This is a genomic window from Micromonospora sp. NPDC005174, assembly GCF_040608495.1.
Taxonomy (GTDB): Bacteria; Actinomycetota; Actinomycetes; order Mycobacteriales; family Micromonosporaceae; genus Micromonospora.
This window is the reverse complement of sequence record NZ_JBEXIJ010000034.1, coordinates 36,087-51,704: the sequence shown is the minus strand read 5'-3', so window position 1 is coordinate 51,704 and position 15,618 is coordinate 36,087. Positions and strand designations below refer to the sequence as shown.

Here is a 15,618-nt window from a genome sequence, read left to right as displayed (position 1 = left end):
ATCAGGCCCGCCGGCTCGTGGCAGCGGTGGCCAGTCCGGTCAGCGCGGTACGCGCTGTGTGGTCCACGGGCGCGCTGTCGAGCGCGGCCAGGGCGTCGCCCACCCGCTCGGCGATCATCCGCTCCACCCGGGCCACCGCACCGGTCTCGGCGACCAGGTCGGCGAGCCGTTCGGCCGGCTCGCCGTCCGTCTGCTCCAGAGCGCGGAGCTGGCCGGGCGTGGCCAGCTGCCGGGCGAGCATGAGCAGCGTGGTCGGCTTGCCGGTGCGGAGGTCGTCGCCGGCCGGCTTGCCGGTCGCCGCGGGGTCGCCGTAGACGCCGAGCAGGTCGTCGCGGAGCTGGAACGCCTCGCCGACGGCCAGGCCGTAGCGGGTGTACGCGGTGACCAGCGCGACGTCGGCCGTGACCCCGGCCAGGCAGGCGCCGAAGAGCAGCGGGCGCTGCACGGTGTAGCTGGCGGTCTTGTAGCGGGCCACGCGCAGTGCCCGGTCGACCGACCAGCTGTCGGGGTCGTTCTCGCCGAGTACGTCGAGGTACTGACCGGCGACCGTCTCGACCCGCATCTGGTCGTAGCAGCGACGGACCTCGAACAGCCGGGCCGGGGTGATGGTGGCGCGGGCGAGCAGCTTGTCGGCCCAGACCATGCAGAGGTCGCCGATCAGGACGGCGGCTGCCTCGCCGAACCGGTCGGGGTCGCCCCGGTGGCCGGCGGCGACGTGCTGGGCGGCGAGCGCGACGTGTGCGGTGGGCCGGCCGCGACGGGTGGTGGAGGCGTCCATCACGTCGTCGTGGACCAGCGCGAAGGTGTGCAGCAGTTCGAGGGCGGCCAGCGCGGGCAGTACCGGTGCGAGCGGCTCGTTGCCGTCGACCGCGCCGCGCCAGCCCCAGTAGGCGAACGTGGACCGGATCCGCTTGCCGCCGGAGAGCGCTGCCGCGCGTGCGGCGGACGCGAATCCGCCCATGGCTGCGTCGATCTCGCTGAGCGCGTCGACCTCGGCGGTGAGGAATGTGGAGAGCGTCTCGTCGACTGCCGTGACCAGGTCCTGGGTGTACGCGGCCAGGACGGCGCGGACCGGATCGTCCCGCTCGCCCGGGCCCGCCGGTGCCACACGTACCGCGTTGCCCGCAACTGCGTCGTTGGCCATGTGGGCGAGCGTACCCTAGGGTACGAGTTGCGTCGATTGGTGCGTCGATATTTGAGGAGGGCCGGTGGACACTGATCTCACCGCTGCCTATGACCGGTGCCGTGAGCTGCACAAACGCCATGGCCGCACCTACTATCTCGCCACCCGGCTGCTTCCCGCGTGGAAACGACGACATGTGCACGCTCTCTACGGATTCACGCGGTACGCCGACGAGATCGTCGACAGCACCGAGGACCTGCCGCCGGCCGAGCGGGCCGCCCTGCTCGACGACTGGGCCAGCAGGTTCGTGGCCGGCCTGCACGGCGCGCCGGTCGACGACGAATTGCTGCCGGCCGTGCTGCACACGATCGCCATCTTCGATCTCGACCGGGACGACTTCGCGTCGTTTCTCAAGAGCATGGCGATGGACCTGACGGTCACCTCGTACCCGACGTACGACCACCTGCTCGACTACATGGAGGGCTCGGCGGCGGTCATCGGGACGATGATGCTGCCGATCCTGGGCAGCACCGACCCGGCCGCGGCCCGTGAACCGGCCCGGCAGCTCGGCTTCGCCTTCCAGCTCACCAACTTCATCCGGGACGTCGCCGAGGACCTCGACCGGGGCCGCACCTACCTCCCCGACGAGGACCTGGCGAAGTTCGGCGTCACCCGCGAGGAGCTGCTCGAGGCCCGCGAGCGGGGGCGCGGCACGCCCCGCACGCGCGAGCTGATCGAGTACGAGGTGACCCGCGCCCAGGCGCACTACGCCGCCGCCGCGCCCGGCATCACCATGCTCGCTCCCGCCTCGCAGGCGTGCATGCGCACCGCGTACGCGCTCTACGGCGGCATCCTCGACGAGGTGGCCGCCCAGGACTACGACGTCTTCGCCCGTCGAGCCCTGGTACCGCAGCGGCGACGGATGGCTGTTGCCGCCCGCGCTCTGCTGACGTCGACGGGTACCCCGGTCACCATCCCGGGCCCGACGGTCCAGCCGGTGGCCCGGTGACCGGGGGCACCGCGGTCGTGCTCTTCACCCGCGACCTGCGGGTGCACGACCACCCGGCGCTGGCCACCACCTGCGCGGCGTTCGACCGGGTGGTGCCGTTGTACGTGCTCGATCCGGCCCTGGCCGGGTTGTCGGCCAACCGCACCCGGTTCCTGCATCAGGCGCTCGCCGACCTGCGCGACGCGCTGCGCGAGCGCGGCGGCGACCTGGTGGTGCGGCGCGGCGACCCGGTGGCGGAGACGATCCGGCTGGCCGGCAAGGTCGGTGCCACCGCCGTGGCGCTCTCCGCCGACGTCAGCCGCTATGCCCACCGGCGGGAGAGTCGGTTGCGTGCCGAGTGCGAGCGGCACCGGCTGCACCTGCGGCTCTTTCCGGGGCTGACGGTCATCGAGCCGGGCGCATTGCGGCCCGGCGGTGGAGGCGACCACTACCGGGTGTTCAGCCCGTACCACCGCGCGTGGGCCGCCGCGCAGTGGCGCGAGGAGTTGGCCGCGCCCCGCCGGGTCGCGCTGCCCGACGGGGTGAGCGTGGGTCGGTTGCCGGCCCCGCCGGTCGGGGAGTCACCGGACGCGGCCGTCGGCGGCGAACGTGTCGCCCGGCAGCGGCTCACCGACTGGCTGCCCGAGCTGGGCCGGTACGACGACCAGCACGACGACATGGCCGGCGACGACACCTCCCGGCTCAGCCCGTACCTGCGTTTCGGCTGCGTGTCGCCGCTGTCGGTCGCCAACCGCGCCGGCGACCGGTCCGGGCCGTTCGTGCGGCAGATCTGCTGGCGCGACTTCTACTACCAGGTCACCGCAGCCTTCCCGCAGATCTCCACGGCCGCCTACCGCACAGGCGTCACCGAAGAGTGGCGCTACGACGACGACGCTCTCGCCGCCTGGGCCGAGGGCCGCACGGGCATGCCGATCGTGGACGCCGGGATGCGGCAGATGCGGGCACAGGGTTGGCAGCACAATCGGGCCCGGCTGATCACCGCCGGCTACCTGACCAAGCACCTGAGGCAGGACTGGCGGCTCGGCGTGCAGGTCTTCTTCCGCTGGCTCCTCGACGGGGACGTGGCCAACAACTCGGGCAACTGGCAGTGGGTCGCCGGCACCGGCAACGACACCAAGCCGTACCGGGGGTTCAACCCGGTCCGGCAGGCCGAGCGGTACGACCCGGCCGGTGACTACGTCCGACGGTGGGTGCCGGAGCTGGCGCAGGTGGCGGGCAAGGCCATCCACCAGCCGTGGAAGCTGCCGGACGACCTCCGTCGCACGCTGGACTATCCGCCGCCGCTCTCCGTGCCCGGCACCGACCCGGTCTGGCTGCGCTGATCAGAGGCAGGAGTGCAGCACCTCGGCCAGCTCGTCGACCCGGTCGTGCTCGGCGAGCTGCGCCGTGACGTAGGCGAGCGCGTAGCCGCGTTCCGGGTCGGCCCACGCGCTGCTGCCGCCGAGGCCGCCCATGCCCCAACTGCCGTCCGGCTCCCACTGCATGCCCAGCGTCCACCGGACCCGGCGGTCGAGCAGCATGTCCGGGCCGTCGTACTGGACCCGGGTCGCCTCGTCGAGAAGGCCGGGGCTGAACAGCCGTACGCCGTCCAGGACACCGCCGGCCAGCAGACCCGCGTAGAGCCGGCCCAGGCCGACGGACGTGGCGTGCAGGTTGACCGCCGGCATCTGGGCGCCCCGCCACAGGGGGCTGTTCAGCACGGCGAGGTCCAGCCCGCCGGCCGGGTTGCCCAGCGCCCTCGCGCGTAGCGATTCCGGCTCGCCGAGCTTGCGGATCGGCCACTGCGGGTCGCCGTAGCGCAGGTGCGCGCAACGCCGCTGGTCCGCCTCGGTCAGCCCGAACCCGAGGTCGAGCTGCCACGGGCCGGCTATCTCGTCGGCCAGGAAGCGGCCCACGCTCCGGCCGTCCACCCGGCGGACCAGCTCGCCCACCAGGTGGCCGTACGTCCAGGCGTGCTCGGCGGCCAGCGTTCCCGGCGGCCATTCGGGGTCGGCGGCGGCCAGGTCGCCGACGAGCAGCGCCCAGTCCGCGATCGCGGTGGCCGGCCGGGGCACCGGGAAGGCCGGCAGCCCGGCGGTGTGCGACAGGACCTGTCGCACGGTGGCCGGGGTGCGGAACTCCGGCCAGTACTCCGCGACGGGCGAGTCCAGGTCGACGCGCCCCCGGTCGACGAGCAGCAGCAGGCACAGCGCGGCCACCGGCTTGCCGACCGAGTAGACGTTGACCAGGGTGTCCGGTCGCCACGGCTGACCGGACGGGCCGTCGCCGCTGCGGAATCCGCCGACCAGGTCGAGCACCTGCTGGCCGTCGTACCAGATGGTGAGGCTGGCACCGGTCTCCCGGCCGGAGGCCAGCAGGTCGTGGAAGCAGTCCCGGACGGGCGCGAAGCGTGCGTGCATCCGCTCACCGTAGGTGCTGCGGTGCCGTGACCCCGCCGACTTTCCCGGACCCCGGTGGTCGGGGTGGGGCCGCTGGGGGATGCTGTCGGGGTGGCAGAGCCGGAGCTGGTGGATGTTGTCGTGGTGGGGCTCGGGGTCGGCGGCGAGGAGGTGGCCGAACGGCTCGCCGAGGCCGGCCTGAGCGTCGTCGGCGTCGAACGGGACCTCGTCGGCGGCGAGTGCCCGTACTGGGGCTGCATCCCGAGCAAGATGATGATCAGGGCCGCGAACGCGCTGGCCGAGGCGCGCCGGGTCGACGGACTCGCGGGCACCGCGCAGGTGCAGCCGGACTGGGCGTCGGTGGCGAAGCGCATCCGCGAGGAAGCCACCGACAGTTGGGACGACAAGGTCGCGGTCGACCGGTTCACCGGCAAGGGCGGCCGGTTCGTCCGCGGCAGTGGCCGGCTCGACGGTCCGGGGCGTGTCCGAGTCGGTGACCAGGTGTTCCAGGCCCGGCACGGCGTCGTCCTGGGCACCGGCACCCGGCCGTCGGTGCCACCGATCGACGGTTTGGCCGACACGCCGTACTGGACCAACCACCAGGCGATCGAGGTCGAGGAACTGCCGGAGTCGCTGCTGGTGCTCGGCGGTGGCGCGATCGGACTGGAACTGGCCCAGGTCTTCGCGCGCTTCGGCGTCCGCGTCACGGTGGTGGAGGCGTTGGACCGGGTGCTGGCCGTGGAGGAGCCGGAGGCGTCCGAGGTGGCCGCCACCGCGCTCCGCGCCGACGGCGTCGAGATCCACACCGGTGTACGCGCCGAGCGGGTCGAGCACGACGGCGACCGTTTCACGCTGCACGGCGGTGGTGGGTCCGAGTTCACCGCCGAGCGACTGCTCGTGGTGACCGGCCGTCGGGCGCACCTGGAGGAGTTGGGGCTGGACACCGTCGGTGTGGACGCCACCCAGCGTTACCTGCCGGTCGACGACCGGATGCACGTCACCAGCGGCATCTGGGCAGTGGGCGACCTGACCGGCGAGGGAGCGTTCACCCATATCGCCATGTACCAGGCGGCCATCGTGGTCTCCGACGTGCTCGCCCACTACCGGCAGGCGACGGCCGGCCCGGACGCCAGCGGGACCGCCAGCGTCGTCGGCGGCGCGATGGGCTCCTCCAGTTCGCTGGCCGCCAGCGGATCGAGCGGGTCGGCCGGTACCGTCCCGCGCGCCGACTACCGCGCGCTGCCCCGGGTGACCTTCACCGATCCCGAGGTGGGTGCCGTGGGGTTGACCGAGCGGCAGGCCCGCGATCGCGGCATCAACGTGCAGGTCGGGTTCACCAAGCTGGGCAGCTCGACCCGGGGCTGGATCCACCGGGTGGGTGACGAGGGCTTCATCAAGCTCATCGCGGACGCCGACCAGGGCGTGCTGATCGGCGCGACGTCGGTCGGCCCGGCCGGTGGTGAGGTGCTGTCCGCGTTGGTGGTGGCGGTGCACGCGGCGGTGCCACTGAGCCAACTGCGGCACATGATCTACGCGTATCCGACCTTCCACCGCGCCATCGAGGACGCGCTGCGCGATCTGTCCTGACTGTCGGACGCCGAGCAGGAAGCGACAGTCGGGCCGCAAATCTTGCCCCAATCGCGGTTCATTTCTTTCAATCGTGTGACGTACGATTGCGGCCGTGACCAAGCGGTTGACTGAAGTTGCCAAGAAGGCGGGCGTCAGCGAGGCCACCGTCAGCCGGGTGCTCAACGGTCGGGACGGCGTCTCCGAGGCGACCCGCACGGCCGTGCTGACCGCGCTGGACGTGCTCGGCTACGAGCGGCCGACCAAGCTGCGCGGGGAGCGTGCCCGGCTGGTCGGCCTGGTGCTGCCCGAGTTGCAGAACCCGATCTTCCCGGCGCTCGCCGAGGTGGTCACCGGGACCCTCGCCCAGCGCGGCTACACGCCGGCGCTCTGCGCCCGCACCATCGGCGGCGTGTCCGAGATGGACTACGTGGAGATGCTCCTCGACCACCAGGTGTCCGGCGTGATCTTCGCCGGCGGCTCGTACGCGCTTGCCGACGCCCGGCACGACCACTACCGGCGGCTGACCGATCGGGGCCTTCCGGTGGTGCTGGTCAACGCCGGTGTGGACGAGTTGGGCTTTCCCCGGGTGTCGACCGACGACGCGGTGGCGGTGGAGCAGGCGTACGGACACCTGCGCTCCCTCGGCCACGAGCGGATCGGGATGGTGCTCGGCCCGGAGGGGCACGTGCCGTCCCGCCGCAAGCTGGACGCGATGGTCCAGGCCGCGGACTGGGGTGACGCCGAGCGGGAGTGCGTCGAGCGGTCCAGTTTCTCGATGGAGGGCGCGCGGGTCGCCGCGACCAAACTGGTCGAGCGCGGCGTCACCGGCATCATCTGCGCCAGCGATGTCCTGGCCCTGGGCACGATCCGGGCCGCCCGGCGCCTGGGTCGCGCGGTGCCGACGGACATCTCGGTGGTGGGCTTCGACGACTCCGCGTTCATGACCTGTACCGATCCGCCGCTGACCACCGTTCGGCAGCCGATCGAGACGATGGGACAGGCTGCGGTGGACCTGCTGGTGACCCAGATCGAGGGTGCCGGCGTCCTCCAGGACGAGCTGCTGTTCGAGCCCGAACTGGTGGTCCGCGGCTCCACCGCGCCCGCGCCCGGCCGCTGACCGTGCTCCCGACGTACTGATCGACCGCCTTCGAGGCCGTCGACCGCTCTCGCGGTCGGCGGCCTTTTTGGTGCTCAAGTCCGGACATACAGCACCCAATCCCTAGCTCTGTCGCCCCCTGCCGTCAGTCTGTCGTGTCTTTTCAGAACACGGTCGACACCTTGCTGAAATGAGTCGTCCTCGTTACAGTGACTCCACTCACACCTGGCTCCGGCGCAGCTACAGGGCGTCAGGTCGCATCACCGCAGATCAGCGCATCTCATGGAGACACCCGTTCCCGAAGGGATGGACAGATGTCCGTACCGCAATACCGAAGGGCTGCGACGCTGGCGCTCGTGGCCGGCCTGGGGCTCAGCCTCACGGCATGCTCCACGAAGAGTGACGACAAGGACACGTCCGTCGGCGGCAAGGTCACCATCACCGTGGACTGCCAGCCGGTCGGCGCCCAGAAAGAGCTGCTGAAGAACTGGAACGACGATGTCGCCGAGTTCCAGAAGCAGAACCCGGACATCACCATCAAGAGCGTGAGCGTCGGCGAGCAGTGCAACAACCCGCCGGACTTCACCGCCCGCCTGGCCGGCGGCACCGTGACCGACGTGTTCTACGGCTACATGACGGATCTGCAACAGGTGCTCGACTCCGGTCAGGCGATGGACATCTCCCAGTACGTCAACAAGGACACGATCTCCACCTGGGACAGCGTCGACCCGGCGCTCAAGGAGGTCTTCACCGACGGCGGCAAGCTCTACGCCGTACCGGTGAAGAACTACTCGATGGGCCTCGTCTACAACAAGGTCCTGTTCCAGAAGGCCGGGCTGGACGTCAACAGCCCGCCCAAGACCTGGGGCGAGGTCCGGACCGCCGCCAAGAAGATCTCCGGCCTCGGCAACGGCATCGCCGGTTACTCGGAGTACAGCGCCGGCAACACCGGTGGCTGGCACTTCACCTCGCTGCTCTACTCGCAGGGCGGTCAGGTGCTCACGGCCGACGGCAAGAAGGCCGACTTCAACAACCCGATGGGCAAGCAGGTCCTGCAGAACATCAAGGACATGCGGTACGGCGACAACAGCATGGGCTCCCGCCAGCTGCTCCAGTGGGGTGACCTGCTCACCAACGCCGGCGCGGGCAAGGTCGGCATGTTCATCGGCGCACCGGACGCCACCCAGGCGATCGTCAGCCAGTTCCAGGGCAAGTTCCAGGACTGGGCGATGAGCCCGCTGCCCGGCCAGGACGGTCCGGCGAAGGGCACGCTCGGCGGCGGCGAGGGTTACTTCTTCAAGAAGGGCCTGTCTCCCGAGCAGGTCAAGGCCGGTCTGAAGTGGATCGCCTACCAGAAGCTGACCCCGGGCAAGGGCCAGTTCGACTACGTGCGGGCCAAGCCGCAGAACTACCCGGTGGGTCTGCCGCAGCCGCTGCTGTTCGCCAACGGCAGTGAGGTCCAGAAGCAGGAACTCGAACTGCGCAAGGCCAACGCCAACGTCGACACCACCAACTTCGCGCTCTTCGAGGCGACCCCGGTGCCGATCAAGGGTGAGCCGCGCAACGCCCAGGCGGTCTACGCGGTGCTCGACGCCGCGATGTCCGGGGTGCTGACGAACCCGAACGCGAACATCGACGCGCTGCTCAAGACGGCCGAAGAGAAGGTCAACCAGCTCCTGGCCGCGGAGAGCTGATCCGCAGGTGTGGGGGCCGTCGCACCGGCCCCCACACCCCGCGCCGCACCGTCCGCCTCACCGACCTGCGCAGGAGTGTGTCGTGGCGATCACCGCCGCCCCCCAGGCCCCCGGGAAGCCGGGTCGCCCGATGCCGTCGTACGCGGCAGCGCCGAAGCGTACGAGCCTCGGCCGTAAGGTACGGGACAATCTCACCGGGCACGCCTTCCTGATCGGCGCCGTGCTCTGCTTCGTGGTCTTCTCCTGGTATCCGATGGTCCGCGGCGTCGTCATGAGCTTCCAGCGGACCAGGCGCGGCGAGACGACCTGGGTGGGCTGGGACAACTACTCCCGTCTCATCGCCGACCCCAGCTTCTGGCCCGCGTGGAAGAACACGTTCTACTTCACGCTGCTCGCGCTCGTGCTCGGGTACGCGGTGCCGTTCTTCGTGGCGATCCTGCTCAACGAGTTCCGACACGCCAAGGGCTACCTGCGAATCCTGGTCTACCTGCCGGTGATGCTGCCGCCGGCCTCGGCTCTCTACCTCTTCAAGTTCTACGCGTACGACCCCAGCGAGGCGGGGCTGTTCAACGCGATCCTCAAGGCGCTGCACCTGCCGACGTCGCAGTGGATGCAGTCGCCGCAGATGACGATGCCGGCCATGGTGATCGCGTCCACCTGGATGAACATGGGTGGCGCGGTCCTGATCTACCTGGCCTCGCTACAGAACATCCCCGGCGAGCTGTACGAGGCTGCCGAACTCGACGGCGCCGGGATCTTCAAGCGCATCCGCCACGTGACGATCCCGCAGACCCGGCTCATCCTCGCGCTCCTGGCGATGATCCAGATCGTCGCCACCATGCAGCTCTTCATCGAGCCACTGATCCTCGCCAACGGTGCGGGCGCGGAAGATTCCGCGACCACCGTGGCGTACCTCATCTACCAGCACGGGTTCTTCCAGAACGACCTCAACGGAGCTGCCGCACTGGGCGTGCTCATGCTCGTGGTGCTGGCCGGCTTCTCCGCCGTGTACGTGCGGCTGACTGCGAAACAGGACTAGGACGGCGCCCAATGGCACAGGATTCCGGAACCCGGACCCTCATCTCCCATGCCCAGATCAGCCGGGGGCGCGGGCGGATCATCTACTGGACGCTCCTGGTCGTCGTCGTGACGGCGTTCACGCTCGTCTTCCTCGGGCCGCTCTACTGGATGGTCACCGGCGCGCTCAAGTCGGGCCAGGAGATCGCGCAGACTCCGCCCACGCTGTTTCCGAAGGACCCGAAGCCGCAGAACTACATCGATGCCTGGAACAATCTCGAACTCGCTAAGCTGCTGTTCAACACGTTCTACTACGCGATCGGCGCGGTGCTGTTCCAGCTCGTCCTCGACGCGGCCGCCGCGTACTCGTTGTCGAAACTGCGACCGATCTTCGGCAACGTGATCCTCGGGCTGATGCTCGCCACGCTGATGATCCCGGCCATGGTGCTCATCGTCCCCCAGTACGTGACAGTGATCGACCTTCCGATCCTGCACATCAATCTGCTCGACTCGCCGTTCGCCATCTGGCTGCCACTGGTGGCAAACGCGTTCAACATCTTTTTGCTGAAGCGATTCTTCGACTCGATCCCCGAGGAGTTGATGGCGGCGGCTCTGGTGGACGGCGCGACGTCGCTGCGTACGCTCTGGTCGATCATCCTGCCGATGTCGCGCCCGATTCTCGGAGTCGTCGCGATTCTGGCCATGACGGCGGTCTGGAAGGACTTCCTCTGGCCGAAGCTGGTCATGCCCTCACCGGAGACCCGGACGGTCAGTGTCGGCATCTACTCCTTCGCCGGCGGTACGCCCATGAACGTCGTGATCGCCGCGTCGGTCATCGCCGCCATCCCGACCGTTATCGTCTTTCTGATCTTCCAGCGGAACATCATGTCTGGCCTGACCGCCGGAAGCATCAAGGGATAGCCATCCCCGCAGACAGCGGAGCGAACAACGGTCGTTCGTCCGACACACAATCGCCACCGGCGTACCCGGCGACGTACTGACGCAGAAAGCAGGTGCTCGTGTCCACAGCAGACAGCAGTCCGTGGTGGCGTGGAGCGGTTATCTACCAGGTGTACCCACGCAGCTTCGCCGACGGTAACGGTGACGGCATCGGTGACATCGCAGGTATCCGGTCCCGCCTGAACCACCTGTCCGCGCTTGGCATCGACGCGATCTGGTTCAGTCCCTGGTATCCGTCGCCCATGGCCGACGCCGGGTACGACGTGTCCGACTACCGCGACATCGATCCGGTCTTCGGCACGCTCGCCGAGGTCGAGGCGTTGATCGCCGAGGCGCACGACCTGGGTATCCGCACGATCGTCGACGTGGTGCCCAACCACTGCTCCGACGCACACCCGTGGTTCCAGGCCGCGCTGGCCGGCGGCCCGGGGGCGCCCGAGCGGGACCTGTTCTGGTTCCGTCCGGGGCGGGGCCCGAACGGCGACCAGCGACCCACCGACTGGGTCGGCGAGTTCGGTGGCGAGACCTGGACCCGCACCACCAACCCGGACGGCACGCCCGGCGACTGGTACCTGCATCTCTTCGCGCCCCAGCAGCCGGACTTCAACTGGGACCACCCCCGGGTGCGGGCCGAATTCGAGGACATCCTGCGGTTCTGGTTCGACCGGGGCGTGGACGGCATCCGGATCGACTCCGCCGGTCTGCTGGTGAAGGACGGGACGCTGCCGGAGGTCGAGCCCGACCGGCCGCACCCGTTCCACGACCTCGACGGTGTGCACGACATCTACCGGGGCTGGCGTCGCGTCGCCGACTCCTACGCCGATCGCGCGCTGATCGGCGAGGTGTGGCTGCCGGACCGGCAACGGTTCGCCAACTACCTGCGCCCCGACGAGCTGCACGCCGCGTTCAACTTCGACTTCCTCGGCTGCGCCTGGGACGCGTCGGCGCTGCGGGAGAGCATCGACGGCACGCTGAGCGCGCACGCGCCGGTCGGTGCGCCGGCCACCTGGGTGCTCTCCAACCACGACGTGACCCGGCACGTGACCCGCTACGGCCGGGCGGACACCACGTTCAGCTTCGCCGCCAAGCGCGAGGGGATACCGACCGATCTGGAGCTGGGCACCCGCCGGGCGCGGGCCGCCGCGCTGTTGTCGCTGTCGCTGCCCGGCGCTGCCTACGTCTACCAGGGCGAGGAGCTGGGCCTCTGGGAGGTCGAGGACATCCCGTACGCGCTGCGGCAGGACCCGATGTGGGAACGCTCCGGCCGCGTCGACCCCGGTCGCGACGGCTGCCGGGTGCCGCTGCCCTGGGCCGGTGACGAGCCGCCGTTCGGGTTCAGTCCCGAAGGCTCGGCAGCGCCCTGGCTGCCCCAGCCCGCCGACTGGAAGGACCGGACCGCGCTGGCGCAGACCGGCGACGCGGCCTCGATGCTGGAGCTGTACCGGGACGCGATCCACATCCGGCGGGCCGAGGCAGCGCTCGGCGACGGCGAGCTGACCTGGCTGCCCGCCCCGGACGGCGTGCTGGCGTTCAGCCGCGGCGGTGGCTTCCGCTGCCTGGTCAACCTCACCGACGCAGCGGTGCCGTTGCCCGCCGAGGGCGAGTTGCTGCTGGCCAGCGGCCCACTCGACGACGGGCTGCTGCCGTCGGACACCGCCGTCTGGCTGCGTACCCCCGAAGAGGTGGACGGACCGCGCGCGGACGCCGCCCTGACCTGACCCGGTCGACGTGGTGCCGGCGGTCCCGTCCCGACCGCCGGCACCACACCACCCACGCACCGCGCTCACGAAAGGAGTACGAGGGACCGCCACACCGCACCGACACGGGGGATCTGGCCTGCCTGACGAAAGGGAGAGCGCCGCTCATGGCCAACCACACCACCGGCACCCCGCACCATCTTCGCCACCCGGCCCGGACAGGGTTGGCCGCCATCGCCGCCACCCTGCTCGCCGCCACCTCGCTGACCGCCCTCGCGGTCACCGGCGGTGCCACCCCGGCCTCGGCGGCCGGGTTGTCCCCGTTCGACATCTCCGGCCGTGGCGCCACCGTCCCGTTCCTCGAACAGGAGGCGGAGAAGGCAGCCCACAACGGCACGAAGATCGGCCCGGACCGGCGCTACGGCACGCTTCCGTCGGAGGCGTCCGGCCGGGAAGCGGTCACCCTCGACGCCGTCGGTGAGTACGTCGAGTTCACCCTCACCGCCCCGGCCAACGCGGTCACCTTCCGGTACAGCCTGCCGGACAACTCGGCCGGCACCGGCCGGGACGCCGCCATCGACCTGCGGGCCAACGGCAACCTGCTGAAGTCGGTCCCGGTCACGTCGAAGTACGGCTGGTACTACGGCGGATATCCGTTCAACAACAACCCGGGTGACACGAACCCGCACCACTTCTACGACGAGACCCGGGCGTTGTTCGGCAGCACCCAGCCGGCCGGCACGAAGATCCGGTTGCAGGTGTCCTCGACGGCCCAGTCGCCCACCTTCACGATCGACCTGGCCGACTTCGAGCTGGTCGCGCCGATCGCCAAGCCCTCCGGTGTCATCGACGTGGTCACCGACTTCGGCGCGGACCCGACCGGTGCGACCGACTCGACAGCGAAGTTCCAGGCGGCGGTCGACGCCGGAAAGGCCCAGGGCCGGGCGGTGTGGATTCCGACCGGCACGTTCACCCTCTGGGACCACGTGGTGGTCGACGGGGTGACCCTGCGCGGCGCGGGCCCCTGGTACTCGGTGCTCGGCGGCCGGCACCCCACCGACCGGAAGCGGGCGGCGGGCATCTACGGCAAGTACGTCCCCGGCGGCGGTTACACCGGTGAGATCCGGTCGCACGAGGCGAACGGGCCGAGCCGCAACGTCACCCTGCGGGACTTCGCCATCATCGGCGACATCCGCGAGCGGATGGACGACGACCAGGTCAACGCGCTCGGCGGGGCGATGACCAACTCGGTGGTCGACAACCTCTGGTTGGAGAACACCAAGGTCGGCGCGTGGATGGACGGTCCGATGGACAACTTCACCATCCGCAACAGCCGCATCCTCGACCAGACCGCCGACGGGGTGAACTTCCACACCGGCGTCACCAACTCGACGGTGACCAACACGTTCGTCCGCAACACCGGTGACGACGCCCTCGCCATGTGGGCGCAGAGCGTGCCGAACGTCAACAACTCGTTCACGCACAACACGATCGGCGTGACGTTGCTGGCGAACCACCTGGTCAGCTACGGCGGCCGGGACATCAAGATCACCGATAACGTCACTGCCGACTCGTTGACCAACGGCGGGGGCATCCACGTCGCCAACCGCTATCCGGGCGTGCAGGGTGACACCGCGGTCCGAGGCACCTGGACGATCGCCCGCAACACCCTGATCCGCAACGGCAACTCGGACTACAACTGGAACTTCGGCGTCGGGGCGATCTGGTTCTCCGCCCTCAACGAGGCGTTCCAGCAGGCCACCATCAACATCACCGATACCGACATCCTGGACAGCTCGTACGCGGCGCTGCACTGGATCGAGGGCCAGACCAGCGGGATCAACCTCACCAACGTACGCATCGACGGCGCCGGCACGTACGCGCTCCAGGTGCAGGCGCCCAGCCAGGTGTCGTTCACCAACGTGCGGGCCACCAACATCGCGCAGAGCAACCCGATGCACAACTGCGTGGGTGGCGGCTTCCAGATCACCCAGGGCTCGGGCAACTCGGGCTGGTACACCCCGACCCCGTACTGCGGCCCGTGGCCGGAGCCGCAGTGGGGTGGCGGACCGAGCACCCCGCCGACCACCGGCCCGACCACCGCGCCGCCCACCACCGCCCCTCCGACCACCGCGCCCCCGACCACCGCTCCTCCGACGACCCCTCCGCCCTCCGGCGGGAACCTGGCGTTGAACCGGTCGGCGACCGCGACCAGCACCAACCAGAGCTACACCGCCGGCAACGTGGTGGACGGCAACGCCTCCACCTACTGGGAGAGCGCCAACAACGCCTTCCCGCAGTCGGTCACGATCGATCTGGGCGCGGTCCGCTCGGTCGACCGGGTGGTGCTCAAGCTGCCCGCCGGTTGGGAGCAGCGCACCGAGACGCTGTCGGTGCTCGGCTCGACCGACGGCTCGTCGTACGGCACCCTGGCGTCGTCCGCCGGTCGGGTCTTCGCCCCCGGCTCGGGTAACACCGTGTCGATCGGGCTGCCCTCCGGTAACCGTCGCTACATCCGGGTCACCGTGACCGGCAACACCGGCTGGCCGGCCGCCCAGCTCAGCGAGGTCGAGGTGTACGGCGGTACGCAGACCACGGCACCGCCCACCACCGCGCCGCCGACCACCACCCCGCCCCCGACCACGCCCGCCCCCAGCGGCAACCTCGCGGCCGGACGGTCGATCACCGAGACCAGCCACTCCGACGTGTACGCCGGGTCCAACGCGGTGGACGGCAACGCCAACACCTACTGGGAGAGCGCCAACAACGCGTTCCCGCAGTCGTTGACCGTCGACCTGGGCGCCGCCCGAACGGTGTCCCGGGTCGTGCTGAAGCTGCCACCGTCGTCGGCCTGGCAGACCCGCACGCAGACGCTTGCGGTGCTGGGCTCCACCGACGGCTCGTCGTACGGCACGTTGAAGTCGTCGACCGGCTACACCTTCAACCCGTCCAGCGGCAACACGGTCACCGTGACCTTCACGGCCACCAGCCAGCGATACCTGCGCCTGACCGTCACCGGCAACACCGGCTGGCCCGCCGGTCAGCTCAGCGAGTTCGAGGTCTACTCCAGCTAGG

Annotated in this window: 11 protein-coding genes; 9 read left to right on the top strand and 2 right to left on the bottom strand. The window is 70.0% G+C overall.

Annotation, left to right across the window (positions count from 1 at the left end):
* Position 1 precedes the first annotated feature (1 nt).
* Positions 2–1,144, bottom strand: coding sequence for a polyprenyl synthetase family protein (locus ABZU91_RS27795; protein WP_355246514.1), 1,143 nt, complete (start codon positions 1,142–1,144; stop codon positions 2–4).
* A gap of 64 nt (positions 1,145–1,208) precedes the next feature.
* Here ABZU91_RS27795 and ABZU91_RS27790 point away from each other — a divergent pair, with 64 nt between their 5' ends.
* Both ABZU91_RS27790 and ABZU91_RS27785 read left to right on the top strand, forming a co-directional pair.
* Complete coding sequence (locus ABZU91_RS27790) at positions 1,209–2,132, top strand: phytoene/squalene synthase family protein (protein WP_355246511.1); 924 nt, start codon at positions 1,209–1,211, stop codon at positions 2,130–2,132.
* On the top strand, positions 2,129–3,454 hold the full coding sequence (locus ABZU91_RS27785) for a deoxyribodipyrimidine photo-lyase (protein ID WP_355246508.1): 1,326 nt from the start codon (positions 2,129–2,131) through the stop codon (positions 3,452–3,454). Before ABZU91_RS27790 ends, ABZU91_RS27785 begins: the two co-directional genes overlap by 4 nt.
* On the opposite strand, the gene ABZU91_RS27780 is transcribed toward ABZU91_RS27785, so the two are convergent.
* A complete protein-coding gene (locus ABZU91_RS27780; RefSeq protein WP_355246505.1) occupies positions 3,455–4,531 on the bottom strand; it encodes a serine hydrolase domain-containing protein in 1,077 nt (358 codons plus the stop codon).
* Between the two features lie 90 nt (positions 4,532–4,621).
* On the opposite strand from ABZU91_RS27780, the gene ABZU91_RS27775 reads away from it, so the two are divergent.
* The 7 genes from ABZU91_RS27775 (at position 4,622) to ABZU91_RS27745 (ending at position 15,617) form a co-directional block, all read left to right on the top strand.
* A complete protein-coding gene (locus ABZU91_RS27775; protein ID WP_355246502.1) occupies positions 4,622–6,097 on the top strand; it encodes an FAD-dependent oxidoreductase in 1,476 nt (491 codons plus the stop codon).
* A 94-nt stretch (positions 6,098–6,191) separates the two neighbouring features.
* Positions 6,192–7,196, top strand: coding sequence for a LacI family DNA-binding transcriptional regulator (locus tag ABZU91_RS27770; RefSeq protein WP_355246500.1), 1,005 nt, complete (start codon positions 6,192–6,194; stop codon positions 7,194–7,196).
* A gap of 293 nt (positions 7,197–7,489) precedes the next feature.
* Positions 7,490–8,869, top strand: a complete 1,380-nt coding sequence (locus tag ABZU91_RS27765) for an extracellular solute-binding protein (RefSeq protein WP_355246498.1) — start codon at positions 7,490–7,492, stop codon at positions 8,867–8,869.
* Between the two features lie 82 nt (positions 8,870–8,951).
* The gene (locus ABZU91_RS27760; protein WP_355246495.1) at positions 8,952–9,908 is read left to right on the top strand and encodes a sugar ABC transporter permease; all 957 of its coding nucleotides are present in this window, start codon (positions 8,952–8,954) and stop codon (positions 9,906–9,908) included.
* An 11-nt stretch (positions 9,909–9,919) separates the two neighbouring features.
* Entirely contained in the window at positions 9,920–10,807 is an 888-nt protein-coding gene (locus ABZU91_RS27755) for a carbohydrate ABC transporter permease (RefSeq protein WP_355246492.1), read from the top strand.
* Positions 10,808–10,905: 98 nt separating this feature from the next.
* Positions 10,906–12,564, top strand: coding sequence for a glycoside hydrolase family 13 protein (locus tag ABZU91_RS27750; protein WP_355246489.1), 1,659 nt, complete (start codon positions 10,906–10,908; stop codon positions 12,562–12,564).
* 146 nt (positions 12,565–12,710) lie between these two features.
* Complete coding sequence (locus ABZU91_RS27745; protein WP_355246486.1) at positions 12,711–15,617, top strand: discoidin domain-containing protein; 2,907 nt, start codon at positions 12,711–12,713, stop codon at positions 15,615–15,617.
* Position 15,618 lies beyond the last annotated feature (1 nt).